We start from the raw sequence: 20,977 nt of genomic DNA, 5'->3' as shown, positions 1-20,977 counted from the left end.
CGCCGCAGCCGGCTACTTCTCCTCGTCCTTGGAGTCCGGCGGCTCGCCGCAGACGACCTTGTTCTGCGGCTTGTAGCGCCAGGAGTTCGACTCGGTCTTCTTCAGCACGTCGTCGAGGAACGTCTTGCGCGTGACCGTCACCGAGAAGCCGGGGTTGCCGGCGAGCGCGGGCTCGCAGGTGGCCGACTGGGAGTAGACGGTCGTCGGCGCCACGACGCCCGAGCGCGGGCTCGTCGTCGTCGTGACGGTCCAGTACTTCGTGCCCCACAGACGCACGTACGCACGCCCGTCCTCGACCCAGCCCTGCACGAGCACGCCGTTGGGGGTGTTGTTCTTCCACTTCATGTCGAGCACGCCGGTGAAGATCGTCGCCTCGCGGCCCTCCGGGTACCGCGCGAACCACTCGCTGTGCGGCGTGTGCTCGACGTCCTCCATGCCGGCGAAGAACGCGGCGTTGTAGGTCGTCGTCGACACCTGCGAGAGGCCGCCACCGATGGCCTGCACGTGCTCGCCGCTGACGATCGCACCCGCGTCGATGAACCCGTGCTTGGCGTCCACCGGCCCGAGCGCCTCGGTGAGGCTGAACGTCTCGCCGGGGCGGATGAGCGTGCCCGTGATGTGCGACAGGCCCGTCTTGATGTTCTGCGTCCGCTTGGGCTCGGTGGTCAGCGGCGTCGAGAACTCCGAGACGATCTCCTTGATCCCGAGCTTCTTCAGCTCCGCGGTGGAGTCCTTCGGGTCAGACTCGACGAGCTTGACCTCGGCGTTGCGCTCGGCGGCGACCGCCGCGGTCGCGACCGACGTCGCCAGGGCGTCGGGGTCGATCGTCGTGCCGGGCTTGCCCGGGACGAGCTTCGGCTTGTCGTCCTTGAACGTGAACGTGGCGTCCGAGGCCTCGGTGAGCAGGTCGGGCAGCTGGTCGAGGACGTCCTTGGACAGCTTCTCGCCGTCCATCTGGAGCACCAGGTCGCCGTCGACCGGGACCATCGAGGACGCCGAGGCGACCTCGGCGGGCGTGAGCACCGCGAGCTGGTCGTCGACCGTCACCGAGACCGGGCCCGAGACCGCCTTCTCCGCGACGGCCAGCGCCGCATCGGTCTCCGCCTGCGTGATGTCCGGCTCGACCGGCTCGGTCGGCAGCTCCAGGGGCCGGGCGCCGGTGAGCCACTGGTCCGCGACGACCTGCTCGGCGCCCTCGGTGTCGAGCGTCCAGCCCTCGGTCGCCTGCGTCGCCTGCGCGGTGCCGTCGACGAAGACGACCGACCCGTCGACGGGCGCCTCGGAGAGCGCGCCCTCGAGGCCGTCGACGGACTGCGCGAGCGCCTTGTCGTCGACCGCGGTGACGGGCTCCGCCTCGCCCACGCCGACGACGTGCTGCCAGAGGCGACGAGGCTCGAGCAGGTTCACTCCCGTGAGCTGGTCGACCGTCGCCTGGGCGTCGAACGTCAGCCCGGCGTCCTTCGGGTCGATGCTCGCCGTCACGTCGTTCGCGACGACGTCGATCGGCTCCGACGTGGCGTCGTGCAGCTCGTCGTCCAGGCGCGTGACCGCCTCGTCCGACGCGAGCCCCCCGATGTCCACGCCGGCGACGCTCGCACCGCGCGGGACGCGGTCCGCGAGCGCGTACGAGGCCGCGACGTAGCCGCCGACGAGCACGACGACGATCGCCAGGATCACCGCCAACCGCTTGGGCCAGCGTCGCTTGCCACCGTCCGACTCGAACACGTCCAGCGGGGACTCCTTGCGAGGGGTGGGCGGGACCGGGCCGGCGGTGACCCGCACGGGTGAGGCCGCGGCGGGCGCGGCCGATCCGGCAGCGGCGGGCGTGCCTGCCGCGGTGGCTGCGGTGGCGGCGGTCGCCGCAGCCACGGCCGGTGCTGCTGCGGTTGCTGGGGTCGGCGTCGTCGCGGTCGGCGTCGTCGCGATCGGGACGGCGGCCGCGCGCGCAGCCGCTCCCGGGGACTGCGTCGCCGCGCCTGCGGCGGGACTCGCCACCCCAGCGGCGGCAGCAGCCGCGGCGGCTCCTCCGGCAGCAGCTGCCGGAGCGGGCCGGGTCGAGGTCCGGACGGGGGCGGCCCCGCGGTCCGCCTCGGTGGCGGCAGCGGCGGCGGCCGGCGCGATGAGCTGGGTGTCGTCGGCGCGCGAGGGGGTCGTCGGCTCCGCCTCGTCGACGGGCGCGATGACGGCCGTCTCCGCCGTGGGAGCACCCGGGTCGTCCGCCGCGGCGCCCTCGGCCTGGGACTGCTCTGCCTGGGACTGCTCGGCATCGCTCTGCTCGGCATCGCCCTGCTCGGCATCACCCTGCTCGGCCGCCTCAGCACTCGCCGTGGCTGCCTCGGGCGAGTCGGCGACGCTTGGCGCGGCCGCCTCGGCTGCGGGCTCGTCGATCGAGGACTCCGCCTCGTCGGTGCGTCCCGGCTGCTCCTCGGTGCCGCCGGTCGGCGCGTCGTCGGCGCCGGTCGCGACCGCGGGCGTCAGCTCCGTGGGCGCTTCGCGTCCGGCCGACGCGTCGTTCGCAGCCTGATCGGGCTCGGTGGGGGTGACGGGCGTGGCGTCGGTCGCCGCATCCGGCGCCTCGTCGTCCGGCGCCGCGTCGTCGCCGGGCACCGCAGCCTCGTCGGGAGAGGCCTCGTCGACCGCAGCCTCGTCGGCAGAGGCCTCGTCGGCAGAAGCAGCGGACTCAGCCGCAGCCGCGCGCTCGTCCGCGTCCGGGGGCCGCACGGTCGACGCGCCCAGCACGCTCCCGCCGCCCCACACGGGCCAGACCTCGTCTGCAGGCGCGTCCGGCGCCGGGGCGTCCTCGGTCGGCTCCACGCCGTCCCGGTCGGTTCCGTCGCTCATCTGCTCCCCCACGATTGCCTGCGCCACCTGCGCCCGCGCGATTCTACGTGGCGGATCTGGGCGTCCCCGCAGGACGGCGGGTGTGGCGTCAGCCGCGGACCTCGTGGAGTCGTCCGCGCAGGTGGACCAGGCCGCCCGCGCCGGGTGCACCCTGCTCCGCCGCCAGGACGGTGCCGACGACGATGTCGTGGTCGCCCGCCGGGTGCACGGCGGCGGTCCGGCAGTCGAACCACGCGGCCGCGCCGTCGATCCAGGCGGCACCCGACACCGGCGCGGCACGGTGCGGGACACGCTCGAGCTGGCCCACGGCCGGGCGTCCGGGCGAGGAGAGCCAGTCCGCGGTCGGGCCCTGCGCGTCGGACAGGACGCTCACGGCCCAGGTGTCGACGTCGTCGAGCGCCTCGCGCACGCGCGCGTCGGCGTGCACGCAGAACATGAGCAGCGGCGGGTCGAGCGACACCGACGCGACGGCCGACGCCGTCATCGCGTGCTGCGTGCCGCGCCAGCGCAGGACGACCACCGCGACGCCCGCGGGCAGGCGCGAGACGGTCGCCCGGTAGTGGTCGCTGTCCACCGTCACGGTCGCGGCTCGTCCGTGACGGGTCCGTCGAGGACGGGGCTCGCGAGCGCCGGGTCCTGGAGCCCGGGCCACTGCGGCCCCGAGTCGGCGGGCACGACGGGCGGGTCGACGAACCAGCGCTGCGGCAGCACGCCCGCGACGACGAGCACGGCGATCGACCCCAGCACCCACACCCACCCGAGCCCCGCCCACTGCACGCCCGGACCGGCCGCGGGCACGAGCACGTCGCCCCCCGGTCCCGTCTGCGAGAGCACCTGCACCGAGACGAGCACGCCGATCGCGAGCCCGAGCAGGGCGAGCAGCCCGCTCCACGCGCGCACGAGCACGCCGACGGCCAGCACGAGGGCCAGCGCGAGGACCACGCCCCACGGCGGGATGCTGCGGTGCATGACGGTGCCGAACGCACCGAGGACGAGCCCGAGGACGAGGGCGAGCACGGCCTTGACGACCGTCGAGAGGGAGAGGTGCCGCACGCGCGCCAGGCTACCCGCCGCACCCGTGCGCTCAGCGCCGACGGATCCCCGCGGGCCAGTCGAGCGCCGGGCCGGGAACGGCCACGCGGTACCCCTCGTCGGGCAGCACGGGCGCGAGGACCGCGTTGCTCAGCGCGTACTGCGCGAGGGCGGCCGTCGAGCCGAGCGGCGCGACGGCCTGGACCTGGGTGGCGTGGGCGCGGAGCGCCGCGAGCACGCGGTCGACGACGGGAGCGACGTGGACGACCAGGTCGAGGTCCTCGTCGGGCACCGCGACCGACGGCAGCGGCTCGTCCGGGTCGGGGACGACGAGGCCGTCGACCGGCTCGAGCGCAGCGAGACCCGCCCGCAGCGCCGACGAGCCCTGCGCCGCCCACAGCACCACGGCGTCGATGCCGGCGAGCTCGATCGCGCGGCGCGTCACCTCGTGCGCGCGGACGTGGTCCGGGTGCCCGTACCCGCCCGCGGGCTCGTACGTGACGACGACCGCTGGCCGGCGGTCGCGCAGCACGGCCGCGAGCCGGCCGGCGGCCTCGTCGAGCGGGATCCCGACGAACGCGCGCGGCGGGACGGCCTCGGCAGCGCCCGCCCGGCCCGTGGACAGCCACGCCATGCCCGAGTCCTCGTAGCGGTCGCCGCCACCGTCGAGGTACACGTGGTCCTCGACACCCAGCGCCGCCAGCGCGGCGGCGAGCTCCGTCGTGCGGTGCGCGGCGAGCGCGGGCCCGTCCCCCTCGAGGTGGGCGAGCTCGTCACCGATCACCTCGCCCCGCTCCCCGCGCGTGCAGGTCACCACCGTGACGGGCAGACCGGCTGCGGCCCAGGTCGCCAGGAGGGCGCCCGTCGCGAGCGTCTCGTCGTCCGGGTGCGCGTGCACCGCGAGGAGCCCGCCAACGACGGAGCCCACCGCCCCGGCAGGGGTGGTGGGCTCCGTCGTCGCGGGCATGGCGCGGAAGGTCAGGACTTCTTGTTGCGTGCCGTGATGCGGGCGCGCTCGGACTGGTCGAGCACCACCTTGCGGATGCGGACGATCTCCGGGGTCACCTCGACGCACTCGTCCTCGCGGGCGAACTCCAGCGACTCCTCGAGCGTCAGCTTGCGGGGAGGGGTGAGGTTCTCGAACGTGTCGCTGCTGGCAGCGCGCATGTTCGTGAGCTTCTTCTCCTTGGTGATGTTGACGTCCATGTCCTCGTTGCGCGCGTTCTCGCCGACGATCTGGCCCTCGTAGACCTCCTGCGTCGGGTCGACGAAGAACGAGCCGCGCTCCTGCAGGTTGATCATGGCGAACGGCGTGACGACACCGTTGCGGTCCGCGACGAGCGAGCCGTTGATGCGCGTCTCGATGGCGCCGGCCCAGGGCTCGTAGCCCTCGGCGATCGACGAGGCGATGCCGGTGCCGCGCGTGTCGGTGAGGAACCGCGTGCGGAAGCCGATGAGGCCACGCGCGGGGACGAGGAACTCCATGCGGACCCAGCCGGTGCCGTGGTTCGACATGGTCTCCATGCGGCCCTTGCGCTGCGCGAGCAGCTGCGTGACCGAGCCGAGGTACTCCTCGGGGACGTCGATCGTCATGCGCTCGACGGGCTCGTGCACCTTGCCGTCGACCTTGCGCGTGACGACCTGCGGCTTGCCGACCGTGAGCTCGAAGCCCTCGCGGCGCATCTGCTCGACGAGGATGGCCAGCGCCAGCTCGCCACGGCCCTGCACCTCCCACGCGTCGGGACGCTCGGTGGGCAGGACGCGGAGCGAGACGTTGCCGACGAGCTCCTTGTCGAGACGGTCCTTGACCTGGCGGGCCGTGACCTTGTGTCCCTTGCCGCCCTTGCCGGCCAGCGGCGAGGTGTTGATGCCGATGGTCATGGAGATGGCCGGGTCGTCGACCGTGATGAGCGGCAGCGGACGCGGGTCGTCGGGGTCCGTGAGGGTCTCGCCGATGGTGATGTTCTCGATGCCCGCGACGGCCACGATGTCGCCGGGGCCGGCCGACTCGGTGGTGACGCGCTCGAGACCCTTGGTCTCCAGCAGCTCGGTGATCTTGACGTTCTGCATCGTGCCGTCGGCGCGCGCCCAGGCCACGGTCTGGCCCTTGCGGAGGTTGCCGTTGAAGATGCGCAGCAGCGCCAGGCGGCCGAGGAACGGCGAGGCGTCCAGGTTGGTGACGTGCGCCTGCAGCGGGTGGCCCTCGGTGTACGTGGGCGCCGGGATCTTCTCGAGGATCATCTTGAACAGCGGCTCGAGGGTCTCGGAGTCGGGCAGGCCGCCGTTCTCCGGGAGGTTGACCGACGCGCGGCCGGCCTTGGCGGCGGCGTACACGACGGGGACGTCGAGGATCGCGTCGAGGTCCAGGTCCGGGACCTCGTCGTGCAGGTCGGACGCGAGGCCAAGCAGCAGGTCGGTCGCCTCGTGCACGACCTCCTCGATGCGGGCGTCGGGACGGTCGACCTTGTTGACCACGAGGATCACGGGGAGCTTGGCGACGAGCGCCTTGCGCAGGACGAAGCGCGTCTGGGGCAGCGGGCCCTCGGACGCGTCGACGAGCAGGACGACGCCGTCGACCATCGACAGGCCGCGCTCGACCTCGCCACCGAAGTCGGCGTGGCCGGGGGTGTCGATGACGTTGATCGTGATGCCGTCGGGCTGGCCGTTCTCCGCGGCCGCGGGACCGGAGTAGTGCACCGCGGTGTTCTTCGCGAGGATCGTGATGCCCTTCTCGCGCTCGAGGTCACCGGAGTCCATCGCGCGGTCCTCGACGTGAGCGTGGGCACCGAACGCGCCGGCCTGCCAGAGCATCGCGTCGACGAGGGTCGTCTTGCCGTGGTCGACGTGCGCCACGATGGCGACGTTGCGCACGTCGGCGCGAACGCTGGTCGGCGCTGTGATCGCGTCGGTAGGCATGCGGAACTCATCTCAGCAGAAGGTGGGAGCGCGCCGCGTCGTGGGGCGCCGGTCGATTCTACCGGCTGCGGGCGCGCAGGCATACGTGAGTCGCCCCACGTGTCAAGAGGGGGCGCAGAAGCGGTCGGCCCCAGGATACCCCCGGGGCCGACCGTCGATCAGAAGCCGCGACCGGGCTCGCGCTCGTGCTCGGCCTCGGTGATGTCGTGCGCCTCGAGCCGCGCGGCCTCGTCGGCCTGGGCCTGCTCGTCCGCGGACAGCTGCGCGCGCTGCGCGTCGAGCAGCGCGTCGCGCGCCTCGCGGCGGGCTCGCTGCGCCTCGGGGTCCGGCACCGGCACGGCCGCGAGCAGCCGCTGGGTGTAGGCGTCCTGCGGGTGGTTGACGACCTGCGCGGTCTTGCCGACCTCGACGAGCTTGCCGTTGTGCATGACCGCGATGCGGTCGGACAGCATCTCGACGACGGCCAGGTCGTGGCTGATGAACAGGCACGCGAAGCCGTGCTCGCGCTGCAGCTCCTGGAACAGCTCCAGCACGGTCGCCTGCACGGAGACGTCGAGCGCGGAGGTCGGCTCGTCGGCCACGAGCAGCTTGGGCTCGAGCGCGAGCGAGCGGGCGATACCCACGCGCTGGCGCTGACCGCCGGAGAGCTCGTGCGGGTAGCGGTTGCGCATCGCGCGCGGCAGCTGGACCTGGTCGAGCAGCTTCTCGACCGCGCTGGAGGCCGCCTTGCCCTTGATGCCGCGGTGCAGCAGCAGCGGCTCGGCGATGGACTCGCCGATCGGCAGGCGCGGGTTCAGCGAGGAGCCCGGGTCCTGGAAGACGATGCCGACCTCGGTGCGCAGCGGCTTGAGGTCCCGGTTGGTCGCCCCCACCATGTTCTGCCCGACGATCTTGAGCTCGCCGCTCGTGACGGGCAGGAGCCCGACGACGGCGCGTCCGATGGTCGTCTTGCCCGAGCCGGACTCGCCCACCAGGCCGACGACCTCGCCGGCGTGCAGCGTCAGGTCGACGCCGTCCACCGCGCGGAAGGCCGGGGTGCGGCGACGACCCGGGTACTCGATGACCATGTTCTTGGCCTCGAGCACGACGACGCGGTCGTCGGGCGCCTCCTTCGCGAGGTCCGGTCCACCCTTCTCCTCGACCTGCAGCGCCTCGGCGCTGCGGCCCAGGTGCGGCACGGACTCGAGCAGCTTGATGGTGTACGGGTGCTGCGGCCGGGCGAAGATGTCCGCCGCCGCGCCCTGCTCGACGACGAGCCCGTCCTTCATGACGATGATCTTGTCCGCCATGTCCGCGACGACGCCCATGTCGTGCGTGATCAGCACGATGCCCGAGTCGATGCGGCTGCGCAGGTCACGCATGAGCTTGAGGATCTCGGCCTGGACCGTGACGTCGAGGGCCGTGGTCGGCTCGTCGGCGATGAGCAGCTTCGGGTCGCACGCGAGCGCCTGGGCGATCATCGCGCGCTGACGCTGGCCGCCGGAGAGCTGGTGCGGGTAGAAGTCGACGCGCTTGGTCGGGTCCGGCAGCTCGACGAGCGTGAGCAGCTCGATGGCGCGCGCGCGCGCCTCGGTCGGGCCCATCTCGAAGTGCGTGCGCAGCGTCTCGATGATCTGGAAGCCGATCGTGAAGACCGGGTTCAGGGCCGTCATCGGCTCCTGGAAGATCATCGCGACCTCGCGGCCGCGGATGCGGCGCAGGCGGTGCGAGGGCATGCCGATGAGCTCGCGGTCGCCCAGCTTGGCCGAGCCGTTCGCCCGGCCGTTCGGCGGGAGCAGGCCCATGAGCGCCATGGACGACTGGGTCTTGCCGGAGCCGGACTCGCCGACGATCGCCAGGACCTCGCCGGGACGGACGGTGTACGAGACGCCGCTCGCGGCCGGGTACCAGGTGCCGTCGACGAAGAAGTCCACGCCGAGGCCGTTCACCTCCAGCACGGGTGCGGTGGTGTCGGCGGGGAGCGGTGCTGCTGCTGTGTCGATGGCCACGTCAGCATCCTTCCTGCGGGTGCGGGACGGGCCCGATCGGGCCGGTCACCTGCTGCGGTTCTGGGAGCATGGGCGCGTGAGCCCCACACATGTCTTCTCGTCGAGGTACGGCCGTTGGCTGACGATCGCTGCGGCGGTGGCCGCCGTTGTGGCGGTCGTCGCGGTGGCGACGCACGACGGCCTCGGCGCCGGGCTGCGGCTCGCTGCACCCGCGGCCCTCGTCGTGCTCGTCGTCTGGGCCATGTACTGGCGCCCCCGGGTGGAGGTCAGCGACGGCCTGGTCGAGGTGCGCAACGTCTGGCGCACCGTGCTGCTGCCCTGGCCGACGTTCCGTGGCAGCACGCTCAAGCTCTCGCTCGTGCTGCACACGACCGATGGGGACGTGCCCGTGTGGGCCGCGCCTCGCTCGAGCTCCGCAGCACGGCGCCTGCGCCGGACCCGCGACGACGACGCCGTGGACAAGCCGCCCGCCAAGGACGGCACCGTCCACCGGCAGGGCACCGCGGAGGCGCTCGTCGAGGAGATCGAGCGACGCCAGGGCGCCCTGACCGCGGCCCGCTTCCTGCCGGCCACGGCCGAGGGGGTGCGCGTCCAGCGCCGGACGCACACCCGCACGGTCGCGGGCGTCGTCGTGCTGGCCGTGGCGACGGCCGCCGTGCTGCTGCTCGGCTGACCCGCGGGTGATCACGGACGACCCTGCGTGTCCTGCGTCTGCATCGGGATGACGCCCGCCGGCCGCCGCGAGACGGCATCCGCACGCGACATCTTCCGATCGGACGGGATCCGCTTCTGCCGCGGGTCGAACGCGTCCCGCAGGCCGTCGCCGATGAAGTTGATCGTCAGCGCGATGATGACGATGAACAGGCCCGGCCACCAGAACAGCCACGGGCGCGTCGAGAACGCCTGCTGGTACTGCGAGATGAGCGCACCGAGCGAGATCTCGGGCTCGCGGATGCCGAACCCGAGGAACGACAGCGCGGTCTCGAGCAGGATGGCCGAGCTCATGAGCAGCGTCGTGCTCACGATGATCGTGCCGATCGCGTTCGGCAGGATGTGCTTGAAGATGATGCGCGGGCTGCTCGCACCGGCCACGCGGGCCGCGTCGACGAACTCTCGCTCGCGCAGCGCGAGGAACTCGCCGCGCACCAGGCGGGCGAGGCTCGTCCACAGGAGCAGACCCATCGACGCCGCGAAGACCGCGGCGCTGACGCCACCGGTGATCTTGCCGACGACAGCGCCGATCACGAGCACGGGAACGGTGATGAACAGGTCCGTGAGGCGCATGAGGATCGAGTCCAGGCGGCCGCGGTAGAACCCCGCGAGGGCCCCCACGAGGATGCCCAGGATGCACGACACGAGGCCGATGATGAACATGACCTTGAGCGAGGTCTGCACGCCGAGCATCACGCGGGCGAACATGTCGCGGCCGAGCTCGTCCTGGCCGAACGGGTGGTCGCCGATCGCGAAGCCGGGCCCGCCGAGGAAGCTCGGCAGGTGCATCGTCGGGGCACCGCCGGCCTCGACGACCGCCAGGTTCGTCTCGCGCCCGTTGTACTGCCACCAGCCGGGGACCGGCCCGAAGCCGACCGACGTGAAGGCGAGCAGCGCGGTGAGGATCAGGAACAGGAGACCGAGCATGGCCCCCTTGTGGCGCACGAAGCGCTTGCGGACGATCTGGCCCTGGGACAGGCCGACGACGTCCTTGAGCTCGATGGCATTCTCCGTCGAGCTCGACGCGGCGGTCGGGTCCTCGGGCGCCTGCGGGTTCTGGGGGGTCGAGGTGCTCATGCGTCCAACCGGATTCTCGGGTCGATCACGGCGTAGATGATGTCCGCCACGATGTTGGCGATGATGGCCAGGCCGGCCGTGATCAGCAGGTAAGCCATCACGGGGTCGACCTGGGCCTCTTCGAGGGACTTCACGAACAGCTGGCCCATGCCGGGCCGCGAGAACACGGCCTCGGTGATGACGGCACCGCCGATGAGGGTGATGACGTCGATCGGGACGATGGTCGCGAGCGGGATGAGCGTGTTCCGGAAGCCGTGGCGGACCACGACCTCCCGCTCCGGCAGGCCCTTGGCGCGAGCCGTGCGGATGTAGTCCTGGCTCATCACCTCGAGCATGCTCGAGCGCGAGTAGCGCGTGTACGCGGCGAACGCGATGAGGACCAGGGTCGCCGTCGGCAGCACCAGGTGGGTGAAGGAGTCGAGCACCGTCACCCAGTAGTTGCCGCCGAGGCCGGGGGTCCGGTCGCCGAACGTCGGGATGGGCCGTCCGCCGAGCGCCTTGGAGTACGGCGGCCAGACCTGCATGACCTTGTCGACGAAGATCAGCGCGGCCATCACGAACGCGACCGCGGCGCTGGTCCGGGCCGACACGCCCCAGTCGGGCCCGCCGTACAGGCGGCCGATGAGGAAGCCGACGCCGATCGCGACGACGGCCAGCAGGAGGATCAGCCAGCTCGCGCCGTTGCCGGACGGGCCGAAGATGTCCATCTTGAAGACGGTCTGCATCGGGAAGTACGCGATGAAGCCCACCGCGACGGTCGTCAGCGAGGCCCACAGGGCCCGGCGGTTGTGCAGACCGGCGAACACGGCGGCGAAGGCGAACGCGGTGCCCGCGCCCATCACCAGCAGCAGGATCGGGCCGATCTTGGGCTCGAGCCACCAGTCGGTCAGCTGCAGGTAGGCGAACATCCCGAACGTCGCGGCCGCGGCGATGCCGAAGACCTGCCATCGTCGGGCGGCGCTGCCCCCGATGGCCAGGCTCCAGAGCAGGCCCGCGATCAGCGCGACGCCGATCAGCGTGGGCCACGCGATCCACGGGTCGCGCAGGAAGTTGTTGAAGCCGATCGCGGCCCACTGCTTGAGGAGCACGGCGACCCAGAAGGAGGGGAGCGAGTACAGCAGGAACGACAGGAAGATGATCACGTAGTCGAACGCGCTGTACTGCCGCAGAGCGGACACGATGCCGACGACGACGCCGACGACGAGCGACAGGAACGTCGCGGCCGTGACCAGCTGGAGCGTGGAGCCGATCGCGTGGGCGACCAGGTCGCTCACCGACTCGCCGGTCTTCCAGGCGATACCGAAGTCGCCGTGCAGCACACCGCCGCACCACTGGAGGAACCGGACCACGACGTTCGTGTTCAGGTCGAGGAGCTCGATGCGTGCCGCGATGAGCTGTTGCTTGTTGGGGGCCGTGCTCTCGCGCAGGTCCGCCAGCGGGTCGATCGCGATGTCGACCAGCACGTACATCAGGAACAGCGACACGAAGAGCGTCAGGAGCCCCGCCACAAGGCGGCGCGTGAGGAAGTTCAGCACAGGTGGGTTACCTCGCTAGTGGAAGCACCGTGGTCGTCAGGGATCGTATCCCTCTCGCGACCCCGGGCCGTTGTGAGAGACCGGCCGGGCACGCCCGAGGGCGTCGGGGAGTAATTCTCCCCGACGCCCTGGGGTGCTGCTGACCGGTGGGTGGCCGCCCGGTCCTGTGGGGCGGGCGGCCATCCGGGGATCAGTTGGCTGCAGCCTCGCCGGCGGTCCACTCCCAGAAGCCGTAGAAGATCGTCGGAGCGATCGTGAGCTTCGAGACGTTGCCGATCTTGGCCGGGTTCCAGGCGGTGACGCCGGGGAACTGGAAGAGCGTGACACCGAACGCGTCCTTGACGAGCTCGGACTCGACCTTGCCCAGGATCTCGCCCTGCTTGGCCACGTCGGTCTCGGTCTGGAGCTGGTCGAACAGGCCGTCAACGGTCTTGTTCGAGTAGCCGTAGAAGTTGTTCGCGGCCTTGGTGCGGTAGTTGGCGTCCGACTCCGTCACAGCGGTGGACGTCGACTGCCAGCCGAAGAGCGCGGCGTCGTAGAACTTCGTCGCGTTCGAGAGGTCCGTGCCCCAGTCGGTCTGGACCTTGTAGGGCTCGACCGAGAAGCCGGCCTGCTCGGCCGAGGCCTTGATGAGCTGGTACTCGTTCTGGCGGCGCGTGTTCTCCGGGTCGAAGAGCAGGCGGACCTTGGGCTTGGTCGCGCCGGCGTCCTTGAGCAGCGTCTTGGCGCCGTCGATGTCGACCGTGTCGAACGCCGCACCCTGGCCGTTGGCGGCCGTGATCGCGTCGTAGTTCGGCGAGCCGGGAACCACCGTGTAGGAGTTACGGATGGCGGCCGACGAGTCGAGCGGCTTGACCAGCTTGTCGACGATCTCCTGGCGCGGGATGGTCTTGAGGAAGGCCTCGCGGACCTTGTGCGCCTTCTCGGCGTCGCCGCCGTACGTCTTGGGGTCGAACGGTCCACCGTTGGTGAACTGCAGGTCGACGTGCTCGTAGGTGCCCTCGGGGCCCGACTCGACCTTCATGCCGTCGATCGCCTTGACGGCGGTCAGGACGTCGGCCGTGGCCTGCGGGTTGATGAGGTCGACCTCACCGTTCTGCAGCGCCTGGACCTGGCCCATCGGGTCGCCGTTGTAGCGGACCGTCACCTTGTTGAAGACGGCCTTGTGGTCGCCCTTGTAGTCAGGGTTGGCGGTCAGGGTGATGTACTGGTCCTTCACGAAGTCCGTGATGGTGTACGCACCGCTGGTGACGAGCAGGTTCTTGTCCGCGGCGGCGGGCATCTGCGCGAAGTTGAAGTCCGTCGACCAGACCTTGGCGATCTTCGACAGGTCGGCCGTCGTGTTGTTCGTGATCGCGTCGATGAGCTTCGTCGTCGCGGCAGCGGCGTCCGTCTCGCCGAGCGCGCGCTGCGCGACGACGTGGGCCGGCAGGTTCACGCCGATGGCGGTCTCCCAGTCGGCGAACGGCTTGCTGTACGTGAAGGTGATCGACTTGCCCTCGATGACGGGGGTGTCCTTGATCAGGGCGACGGCGGGCGACGCGGCGTCGAAGTAGACACCCGCATCGAGCTCGTCCTGGTTCGTGATCTCACCGGTGTCGGGGTCGGTCTTCGCCTCGACGTTGTTGAACTTGCCGCTCTGGGCAGCCCACTCGAGGAGCAGGTCCTCGGGACCGGCCGGCGTGCCGTCCGACCACGACGCCGTGTCGGCGAACGTGTACTTGATCTTCAGCGGGTCGTCGGAGACCTTCTCGTAGCTACCGAACGACTTGTCCTGAAGCAGCTTCAGGTCGGCGTCGTAGTAGTTGAAGCCGGAGTTGAGCATGTACAGGATGACGTTGTTCGCCGTCGCGTTGCCCGTGATGCTCGTGCCGTTGGCCGAGTAGAACGGCTGGTTCCACGCGATGTTGACGGACGTGTCCTGGTTGATGCCTGCGTCGTCGCCCGACTTGGACGTGTTGTCCGTCGGGTCGTCCGAGCTCGAGCAGGCCGCGACGAGCGACACTGCGCTGACTGCGGCGACCGCGGCGAGCGCGGCCTTGCGTGTGATCCTCAATGTTCCTCCTGAAGAAGGTGGCGACCTCGATCGGCGCCCGATCCCCTGCGTGCCCGTGGCAGGCAGAGCCCTGACGCCTCGAGTTTCCGCCGACGTTGGGGAGGACGCTAGTCAACGTGGATCGGACATATCGGGCACCGCCCCTCCCGAAGCCCGATCGTTACCTGATTGATACTGGCCAGTATGTTCCGCATGGTGAGACGACGACCTGCGGAAACGCGCAGGAAACACCCCGGACATGAGACCGGACGTCCGCGGATCGGGCAATGCCGGGGCGCCCCGGAGGGCGTGTGTGCTATGGCTCCGGGGTGCTGTGGCGCCCGTCACACGCCGCTGGCCTGCACAATCGTCGGATGGACTTCACCGCCTCGATCCGCCGCCTGGGCCGCACGCGATGGTTCGCGCGCCTTGGTCGCTCCGTCTCAGGACTCGACCGCAGGCTGCAGAAGCGGACCCGCGGACGCTGGAGCGTCCTCGGCAGGGCCGTGCTCCCCCAGCTGATCCTGACCACGACCGGCCGCAGGTCCGGGGAGCCCCGTGAGGCGATGCTGCTCTTCGCCCGAGACGGCGCCGACTGGATCGTCATCGGCTCGAACTGGGGTCAGGAGCACCACCCCGCGTGGTCGCTCAACCTGCTGACCTCGCCGCACGCGAAGGTCACGGTCCACGGCGAGACGACGGACGTCGTCGCGCACCTGGCGGACGACGACGAGCGCGCGCGGCTGATGCCCGCGCTCCGCGCGGTCTGGCCGGGCTACGACGACTACGCGGCGCGCGCCGGCCGTGAGCTGCGCGTCTTCGTCCTGGCGCCCGCCGCCTGACGGGACCTACGCGCGTCGACCGCGCTCCCGGTAGGCCCGCGCCTTCATGACGTCGCCGCACTCCCCCATCGAGCACCACCGACCGGACCGGTTCCGGGACGCGTCGTAGTACACCCACTGGCAGTCGGGGTTCGCGCACGCCTTGAGCCGCTGCCACATGCCGTCGCGCTGGGCCTCGAACACCTCCGCGACCAGTCCGGCCACGGTGTCGGCGGGGTCCACGGGGACGAGCCGCGGCGGTGCGCCGAACGCCACGACCAGCGGGTGCGCCGCCGCGAGCGCGTCGAGCACTGCCCGGTCGTCGTCGACCAGGTAGCGCCGCAGCGCGTCCCGCACGCCCACGACCTCGCGCGGGACGTCGGCCCCGAGGTGCTCGACGCCGTGGAACCGGTCGTCCGTGTTGAGCAGCGCGCGGACGCGTTCGATCGACTCGGGGGCGACCCCGGGCTCGTCGCCGAGGCTGATCCAGGCGAGCAGGGGGTCCTTGACGGCGGGCACGAGGACCAGGATAGTCGTCACCACTGTTAGTCTTTAACTGGTGACGAAGGAAGATTCCATGACTGCCCTGGACGAGAAGCCCGGCTGCGACACCTCGGACATGCTCACGATCCACGCGCTGTTCCGGCGCGCGTTCACGGACGGCCCCGCCCTGGTCCGGGGCGTCGCGGACGGCGACACGGCCCGCGCCCGTGCGGTCGGGGACCACGTCCAGGAGGTGGCCGACGCGCTGCACCACCACCACACCGGCGAGGACGAGCTGCTGTGGGACGTGCTCGAGCAGCGCGCTCCCGCGTGCGCCCTGCACGTCGGCCTCATGCGCGCCCAGCACGCCCAGACGGCGGCGCAGCTCGAGGCGCTGGGCGAGGTCCTCCCGACGTGGTCCGCGTCGGCGCGGTCGAGCGACGGGGAGCCGGTCGCGCTCACCCTCGAGGCGGTCCGGGACACGCTCCTGGCCCACCTCGGTCAGGAGGAGTCCGCGATCCTGCCGACGGCCGCCACCGTGATGAGCCAGAAGGAGTGGGGTGCGCTGCACGCGCGCGGCATGGCCTCGATCCCGCGCGAGCGCCTGCTCCTGCAGCTCGGCTGGATCCTCGAGGTCGTCCCGGCCGACGAGCGCTCGGGCTGGCTGCGCGCCAATGTGCCCGCCCCGGCGCGGCTGCTGTGGCTGGTCACCGGGCGCCGCCAGTTCGCGGCGCACCGGGCCCGCATCTATGGGTAGAGGCGCGGGCGGGGCTGCGTCGACAGCCCCGCCTGGACCTCAGACGGCCCGCAGCGTGCGCGAGGGAGCCGCGTCGGAGCGGACGTCCGACGAGCCGAGGTAGGTCGCCCGCACCGAGTACGTCCCCTTCTTCGGGAGCTTCGACACGGTCGCCCTCGCGACTCCCTTGCTCAGCGAGACGGTGACGGTGCGGACGACCTTGGAGCCCGCGTACACCCGGACGCGGACCTTCCCCGTGGGCGTCACCTTGGTCGCAGTCGTCACCGACACGGTCACGACCGTCTTCCCCTTGGCCGACGACGACTTCGCCGTGACCGAGGGCCTCGACAGCGTCGCCCTCGCCGTCGCGGCGACCTTGACGACCTTCGTCGTCACCTTGGCCGACGACGACGCCCTGACCGCCGTGCTGCCGCCGTAGACGGCCTGCACCGTGTAGGTGCCGACGGGCAGGCGCTTGATCGTCACCTTCGCCGACGATCCCGCGAGCGTCGCCCTGACCGTCTGCACCACGGCCGACCCGCGCCGGACGGTCACCACGACGGCCCCGGTCGCGGGCTTCGCTGCGGCGACCTTCACGGTCGCGACGTGCGAGCCGCCGTAGGCGACCGACGACCTCACGGCCACGGAGGTCGACGAGGAGACCGGCGGGACGACGGCCTTGGTGACCGTGACGACGTAGGTCGCGGTCGTGCCGTCCTCGGCCGTCACGGTGATCGTGTACGCGCCCGCCGTGCTGCGAGCAGAGACCGCCACCTGGGCCGCCGAGTGGTTCGCCACCGCTGAGATCGTCGCCGAGCCGGACGCCGTGCTCACCGTGTAGGCGTGCGTGACCGGCGAGAACCCGGCCAGCGGCTTCCCGTCCACGCTGATCGACCGCAGCGCCGCGTCCGCGCTCAGCACCGGCGGGTCCGCCCGGACCACGGTGACCGTGTACGGCTTGGACGTCGAGTGGTCCTGGGCCCAGCTTCGCAGCGCGATCGTCGTGCTGTCACCGGTCAGCGGCACCGACCGCGGCCGGGTGTCGTCGACGAGCACGCCGTCCACGTAGACCAGGCCGGAGCCGGTGTGCGGCGTGGCCGTCAGCGCGACGGCGTCCGTCGTCGTCGGCACCGTCAGCGTGTACGACGCGACGGCGGGCGAGAAGGCCGGCTCGAGCGTGCCCGCGTCGAACGAGAGCCCGGACAGCGCGGCGACGTCGTCGTACTCGGTGGACCGCGTCAGGTAGACCCCGTAGACGCCGCCGACGAGCCCGCCCGTCGACTGGAAGCGGACGGTGACCACGGGGATCTTCTGACCCTGCGCGTCGAGCACCAGCTCGCCGTGCACGTCCTTCTTCCACCGCGTGCTGCCGTCGATCGTCAGATGCTTCGCGGGCAGCTTGTTCGTGTCGAGGTAGAAGACGTTCGTCCCGGCCGTGTTGTTGATCTCGATGGTGTCGAGCTTCTCGTCGTTCACGTAGAGGTCGAACTTCCGGCCGAGGTCGCCCGAGTAGTACATGACGCGCACGAAGTTGTTCGCCGCGCCCGGGTCGATCGCCAGGTCGTAGCTGAACCAGCCGTCCTTCTGCGCGTCGCGGTACTGCCGGCCGTTCCAGGTGCCCACGGACGAGGTGCCGCCGCTCTTGAGACCCTTGTCCGCCTCGAAGTTGTTGGCGTCGAAGTTGGTGATCGAGTCGATGCTCATCTCCGCGTCCCGCAGCGACTCCTTGGCCCGCTTGATGCGGGCCTGAGCCTCCGCCGAGTCCGGACCCTCGATGTTGAGGTAGAGCCCGTAGCGCTCGCCGTGGCGGGCGTAGTGCGGCGTGAACACCATGTCCTCGGCGCCGAGCGTGTGCCGCAGGACCACCTGGACCTGGCCGTCGGCGCTGTCCTCGATCCGCACGGCGTTGTCGGCGAGCCCGTCCAGCCACGCCTGGGTGTCCGGGACGGTGATGACGTCCTGGGCCGTGTCGTCGCGCTGCGAGACGCGGACCGCGACGCCGACGGACGTCGTCGCGCCGAGGTTCTTCGTGCCCAGGCCGGTGCTCAGGACGTAGGCACCGTAGGAGAAGGCGATGTACGACGCGTTGTCCGGCGTCGCCGTGACGCGGACCTTCATCGGCAGGCGGTAGGAGATCTCGTCGCCCGCGACGACGTCCGGCAGGACGACGAAGCCCCCGGAGACCGCCGGCTCGACGACGTCGCCGTTCACGGTGACCGTGGGGTCGGCCGCGACCCAGTCGGGCACGCGGAGCCGCACGGTCGTGCCGTCAGCGACCGCTGCCCCGTCGATCGCCGCCACGGTGAACCGCACCGTGTCGTCGTTGGGCATGTGGGCCACCTGGGTCAGGCGAAGGTTGCGGTCCGCGTACTCGAACGACGAGCTGAAGAACATCGTCACGTACACGTTGCTCCGGTCGGTGAAGTACATCGAGTCGCCGAGCTTGGAGAAGTTCTCCATGCCGGAGCCGGTGCAGCACCAGAACTCGGTGAAAGGCAGCGAATAGACGCGCTCGAAGCCCGAACCCATCGGCTGGAAGTACGTCGTCATGCCCGTGTCCGGGTCCTGCGAGCCCAGGACGGTGTTGATGAACGTGTTCTCGTAGTAGTTCGCGTACTTGACGTCCTTGGTGAGCTTGAACAGCTCGCGGGAGAGCTTGAGCATGTTGTACTCGTTGCACGTCTCAGCGGTCTGCGCGTCGCCCGTGTCGCCCTGCTCGGCGGCGAACTCGTACAGCGAGTCGGGGTCGTGGAAGTGCTCGGCCTGGCTGTTCGCCCCGGTGACGTAGGTGTGGTGGTCGACGACGATCGTCCAGAAGTTCTCAGCCGCCTGCCGGTACATCGGCAGGTCGGCGACCTCCTGCGGCGTCAGCGCAGCCATCCGCTCGGGGCTCTTGGTCAGCACCATGTACCGCTTGAGCGCCCCGATGAGCTTGGGGATCGTGGTGTTGGCGTGCTTGCCGGACAGCACGTCGGTGCCGGCCGCGAGCTGGCGGAACAGCGTCGTCTCGTCGAACGCCTCCGCCGCCGTCTTGAAGTGCACGTCGTCCGTGACGTCGTACAGGTTGTACAGCGCGTCGTTCATGCCGCCGTACTCGGTGCTGAGCAGCGTGGCCTTGTTCGGCAGGGCGGAGACGCGCTGGTAGACGTACTCGCCGAACTGCTTCGCCACGTCGAGCGCCTTGGCGCCGGTCTCGCCCCCGACGTACTGGTGGATGTCGAGCAGCCCCGCGAGGATCTTGTGCAGGATGTACCAGGGCACCAGGACGTTCTCGTCCGACGAACCCGTGCCCTGGACCTTGTCGAGGATGCTCTCGCGGAACGCCGAGACGTAGCCGGCGCTGGCCGGGTGGGACGTGGCGTACGCGTCCTGCACGGTCGTCAGGCCTTCGACCGCGTCCTCGATCTGCGCGAGCAGGGCCGCCTTGGTGGTCTCGTCGGCCGCACCGCTGTACGCCTGGGACAGCGCGGACATGTAGTGGCCGAACGCGTGGCCGCGGAAGTTCGTGGTGTCGCTGCGCTCCCAGCCGCCGTACCCGGAGGTCGTCGTCGGCGGGAGACCCGCGACCTTGTAGAACTCGTAGAGGAACTTCTCCGAGCTCAGGCTCAGCAGGTACGCCTGCTCCTTCGCCGACGCGTTCTGCAGGTAGTCGTCGGAGAGCTGCACGGACTCGAGGCCGGAGTCCTGCAGGAGGTTCGTCGAGGTCGAGGCAGGAACGGTCACGGCGAACTCGCGCGTGACGGGCGTGCCGTCGAGGTAACGGACCCGTGCGGTCAGCGTGACGCGCGCGTCGGGCTCACCCTCGGCCGGCGGGTGCACCACACCGGCGGTGCTCAGCACGTCGGGGTCGGAGGACTCCCACAGCACGTCGGACCCCTGCGAGCCGGTGGTCGGCAGCACGACGCCGATGCTGACGGTCGCGGGGACGGACAGCGCGTCGGCGTCGGCCTGGGCGATCGCCTGGCGGTCGATCGTGCGACCACCCTGCTCGTACAGGCTCGTGACGTCGGCGAGGTTGGCGACGTCGTCGTACACCTCGTACTGGTCGATCGCGGCTGCCAGGTACGAGCCGTTGTAGAGCGGACCGTTGAAGCCGATCGTCTTGGGCAGCGTCGGCGAGGAGCCGAGCACGCCCGTGGCGGCACCGCCCACCGGGTAGCGCACGGTCGTCCCGATCGCGAGGCCGTTGCGGTAGAACTTCACGTCCTTGCTGACGTGGTCGTAGGTGAGCGTGATGTTGGTCCACTCGCCGACCGGCATGAGCTGCGCGCGGCTCGTCGAGGTCGCCGCGACCATGTACGGCTGGCCGGTGGCCGGGCCGATCGACAGGACGAGCGGCGAGGTGTCCGACTCCGACGCGACGTACCAGCCGTCGGAGTTCCAGGCCGCCTTGTTCCAGGTGATCACCTGCTCGCCGGACCACGAGGTGGGCTTGATCCAGAACGAGAGCGTGAGGTCCTGCGGCTGCAGCGCCGTGCTCGCGCCGAGGTCGAGGTACGTCGAGCCCTGGAGCCGCAGCGCCTGGCTGCCCGCCGTGACGCCGTCGACGAACTCGTAGGTCCCCGCGCCCCTCGCCTGGACCTCGTGCGTCAGGGGGCTCGCATCGGCGAGCGAGCCCTCGAACGACAGGTCGAGCACGGGGTCGCCCAGCGCGCTCGTCGCCGCACCTGCGGGGCTCAGCAGCCCGGCGACGGCGAGCGGGACGGCCGCGGTGATCGCGACGAGGCGCCGCAGGGTGCGGCGGGTGTGCGAGGTCATGACGTCTCCCGGGTGCGGTGGCGTGACACCCACGACGAGGGCCT

General features: G+C 71.0%; 14 protein-coding genes. 3 read left to right on the top strand and 11 right to left on the bottom strand.

What is annotated here, in order from left to right; translation table 11 throughout:
* Positions 1-12: 12 nt before the first annotated feature.
* The 6 genes from EDF34_RS16170 to EDF34_RS16145 all read right to left on the bottom strand — a co-directional run bounded on the left by EDF34_RS16170 (position 13) and on the right by EDF34_RS16145 (position 8,777).
* Positions 13-2,841 (bottom strand): VanW family protein, encoded by a 2,829-nt coding sequence (locus EDF34_RS16170; protein WP_123372546.1) that lies wholly within the window; start codon positions 2,839-2,841, stop codon positions 13-15.
* A gap of 88 nt (positions 2,842-2,929) precedes the next feature.
* Positions 2,930-3,421: a flavin reductase family protein gene (locus EDF34_RS16165; protein ID WP_123372545.1), complete on the bottom strand. Its 492-nt coding sequence runs from the start codon at positions 3,419-3,421 to the stop codon at positions 2,930-2,932.
* Positions 3,418-3,894 (bottom strand): hypothetical protein, encoded by a 477-nt coding sequence (locus tag EDF34_RS16160; RefSeq protein ID WP_123372544.1) that lies wholly within the window; start codon positions 3,892-3,894, stop codon positions 3,418-3,420. The genes EDF34_RS16165 and EDF34_RS16160 overlap by 4 nt, the downstream gene beginning before the upstream one ends.
* Before the next feature lie 31 nt (positions 3,895-3,925).
* A complete protein-coding gene (gene mshB / locus EDF34_RS16155; RefSeq protein WP_123372543.1) occupies positions 3,926-4,840 on the bottom strand; it encodes an N-acetyl-1-D-myo-inositol-2-amino-2-deoxy-alpha-D-glucopyranoside deacetylase in 915 nt (304 codons plus the stop codon).
* 11 nt (positions 4,841-4,851) lie between these two features.
* Positions 4,852-6,789, bottom strand: a complete 1,938-nt coding sequence (gene typA / locus EDF34_RS16150) for a translational GTPase TypA (RefSeq protein ID WP_123372542.1) — start codon at positions 6,787-6,789, stop codon at positions 4,852-4,854.
* A gap of 158 nt (positions 6,790-6,947) precedes the next feature.
* On the bottom strand, positions 6,948-8,777 hold the full coding sequence (locus tag EDF34_RS16145) for an ABC transporter ATP-binding protein (protein WP_123372541.1): 1,830 nt from the start codon (positions 8,775-8,777) through the stop codon (positions 6,948-6,950).
* A gap of 76 nt (positions 8,778-8,853) precedes the next feature.
* On the opposite strand from EDF34_RS16145, the gene EDF34_RS16140 reads away from it, so the two are divergent.
* Entirely contained in the window at positions 8,854-9,450 is a 597-nt protein-coding gene (locus EDF34_RS16140; protein ID WP_158615108.1) for a PH domain-containing protein, read from the top strand.
* Positions 9,451-9,461: 11 nt separating this feature from the next.
* On the opposite strand, the gene EDF34_RS16135 is transcribed toward EDF34_RS16140, so the two are convergent.
* The 3 genes from EDF34_RS16135 to EDF34_RS16125 form a co-directional block, all read right to left on the bottom strand.
* Positions 9,462-10,565, bottom strand: coding sequence for an ABC transporter permease (locus EDF34_RS16135; protein ID WP_123372540.1), 1,104 nt, complete (start codon positions 10,563-10,565; stop codon positions 9,462-9,464).
* Positions 10,562-12,100 carry an ABC transporter permease gene (locus EDF34_RS16130; protein WP_123372539.1) on the bottom strand — a complete coding sequence of 513 codons (1,539 nt, stop codon included), beginning with the start codon at positions 12,098-12,100 and terminating at the stop codon, positions 10,562-10,564. Before EDF34_RS16130 ends, EDF34_RS16135 begins: the two co-directional genes overlap by 4 nt.
* Before the next feature lie 190 nt (positions 12,101-12,290).
* The gene (locus EDF34_RS16125; RefSeq protein WP_123372538.1) at positions 12,291-14,156 is read right to left on the bottom strand and encodes an ABC transporter family substrate-binding protein; all 1,866 of its coding nucleotides are present in this window, start codon (positions 14,154-14,156) and stop codon (positions 12,291-12,293) included.
* Between the two features lie 353 nt (positions 14,157-14,509).
* Here EDF34_RS16125 and EDF34_RS16120 point away from each other — a divergent pair, with 353 nt between their 5' ends.
* Complete coding sequence (locus EDF34_RS16120) at positions 14,510-14,977, top strand: nitroreductase/quinone reductase family protein (RefSeq protein ID WP_123372537.1); 468 nt, start codon at positions 14,510-14,512, stop codon at positions 14,975-14,977.
* A gap of 6 nt (positions 14,978-14,983) precedes the next feature.
* Here the strand turns inward: EDF34_RS16120 and EDF34_RS16115 are convergent, their stop codons facing one another.
* Complete coding sequence (locus EDF34_RS16115; protein WP_148076665.1) at positions 14,984-15,496, bottom strand: CGNR zinc finger domain-containing protein; 513 nt, start codon at positions 15,494-15,496, stop codon at positions 14,984-14,986.
* A 37-nt stretch (positions 15,497-15,533) separates the two neighbouring features.
* Between EDF34_RS16115 and EDF34_RS16110 the strand changes: the two genes are divergently transcribed.
* Positions 15,534-16,196: a hemerythrin domain-containing protein gene (locus EDF34_RS16110; protein WP_123372535.1), complete on the top strand. Its 663-nt coding sequence runs from the start codon at positions 15,534-15,536 to the stop codon at positions 16,194-16,196.
* Positions 16,197-16,235: 39 nt separating this feature from the next.
* Here EDF34_RS16110 and EDF34_RS16105 read toward each other — a convergent pair whose 3' ends face one another.
* The gene (locus EDF34_RS16105) at positions 16,236-20,933 is read right to left on the bottom strand and encodes a beta-L-arabinofuranosidase domain-containing protein (RefSeq protein WP_123372534.1); all 4,698 of its coding nucleotides are present in this window, start codon (positions 20,931-20,933) and stop codon (positions 16,236-16,238) included.
* Positions 20,934-20,977 lie beyond the last annotated feature (44 nt).

Origin of the sequence: Cellulomonas sp. PhB150 (assembly GCF_003755175.1) — a bacterium.
GTDB lineage: Bacteria > Actinomycetota > Actinomycetes > Actinomycetales > Cellulomonadaceae > Cellulomonas.
The sequence above is the reverse complement of the archived record's forward strand: the minus strand, read 5'-3'. Positions and strand labels throughout refer to the sequence as shown.

Excerpts from the sequence above, each read along its gene's own strand:
- EDF34_RS16170 (WP_123372546.1), bottom strand. The coding sequence starts at position 2,841 with ATGAGCGACGGAACCGACCGGGACGGCGTGGAGCCGACCGAGGACGCC.
- mshB (WP_123372543.1), bottom strand. The coding sequence starts at position 4,840 with ATGCCCGCGACGACGGAGCCCACCACCCCTGCCGGGGCGGTGGGCTCC.
- typA (WP_123372542.1), bottom strand. The coding sequence starts at position 6,789 with ATGCCTACCGACGCGATCACAGCGCCGACCAGCGTTCGCGCCGACGTG.
- EDF34_RS16135 (WP_123372540.1), bottom strand. The coding sequence starts at position 10,565 with ATGAGCACCTCGACCCCCCAGAACCCGCAGGCGCCCGAGGACCCGACC.
- EDF34_RS16120 (WP_123372537.1), top strand. The coding sequence starts at position 14,510 with ATGGACTTCACCGCCTCGATCCGCCGCCTGGGCCGCACGCGATGGTTC.
- EDF34_RS16110 (WP_123372535.1), top strand. The coding sequence starts at position 15,534 with ATGACTGCCCTGGACGAGAAGCCCGGCTGCGACACCTCGGACATGCTC.
- EDF34_RS16105 (WP_123372534.1), bottom strand. The coding sequence starts at position 20,933 with ATGACCTCGCACACCCGCCGCACCCTGCGGCGCCTCGTCGCGATCACC.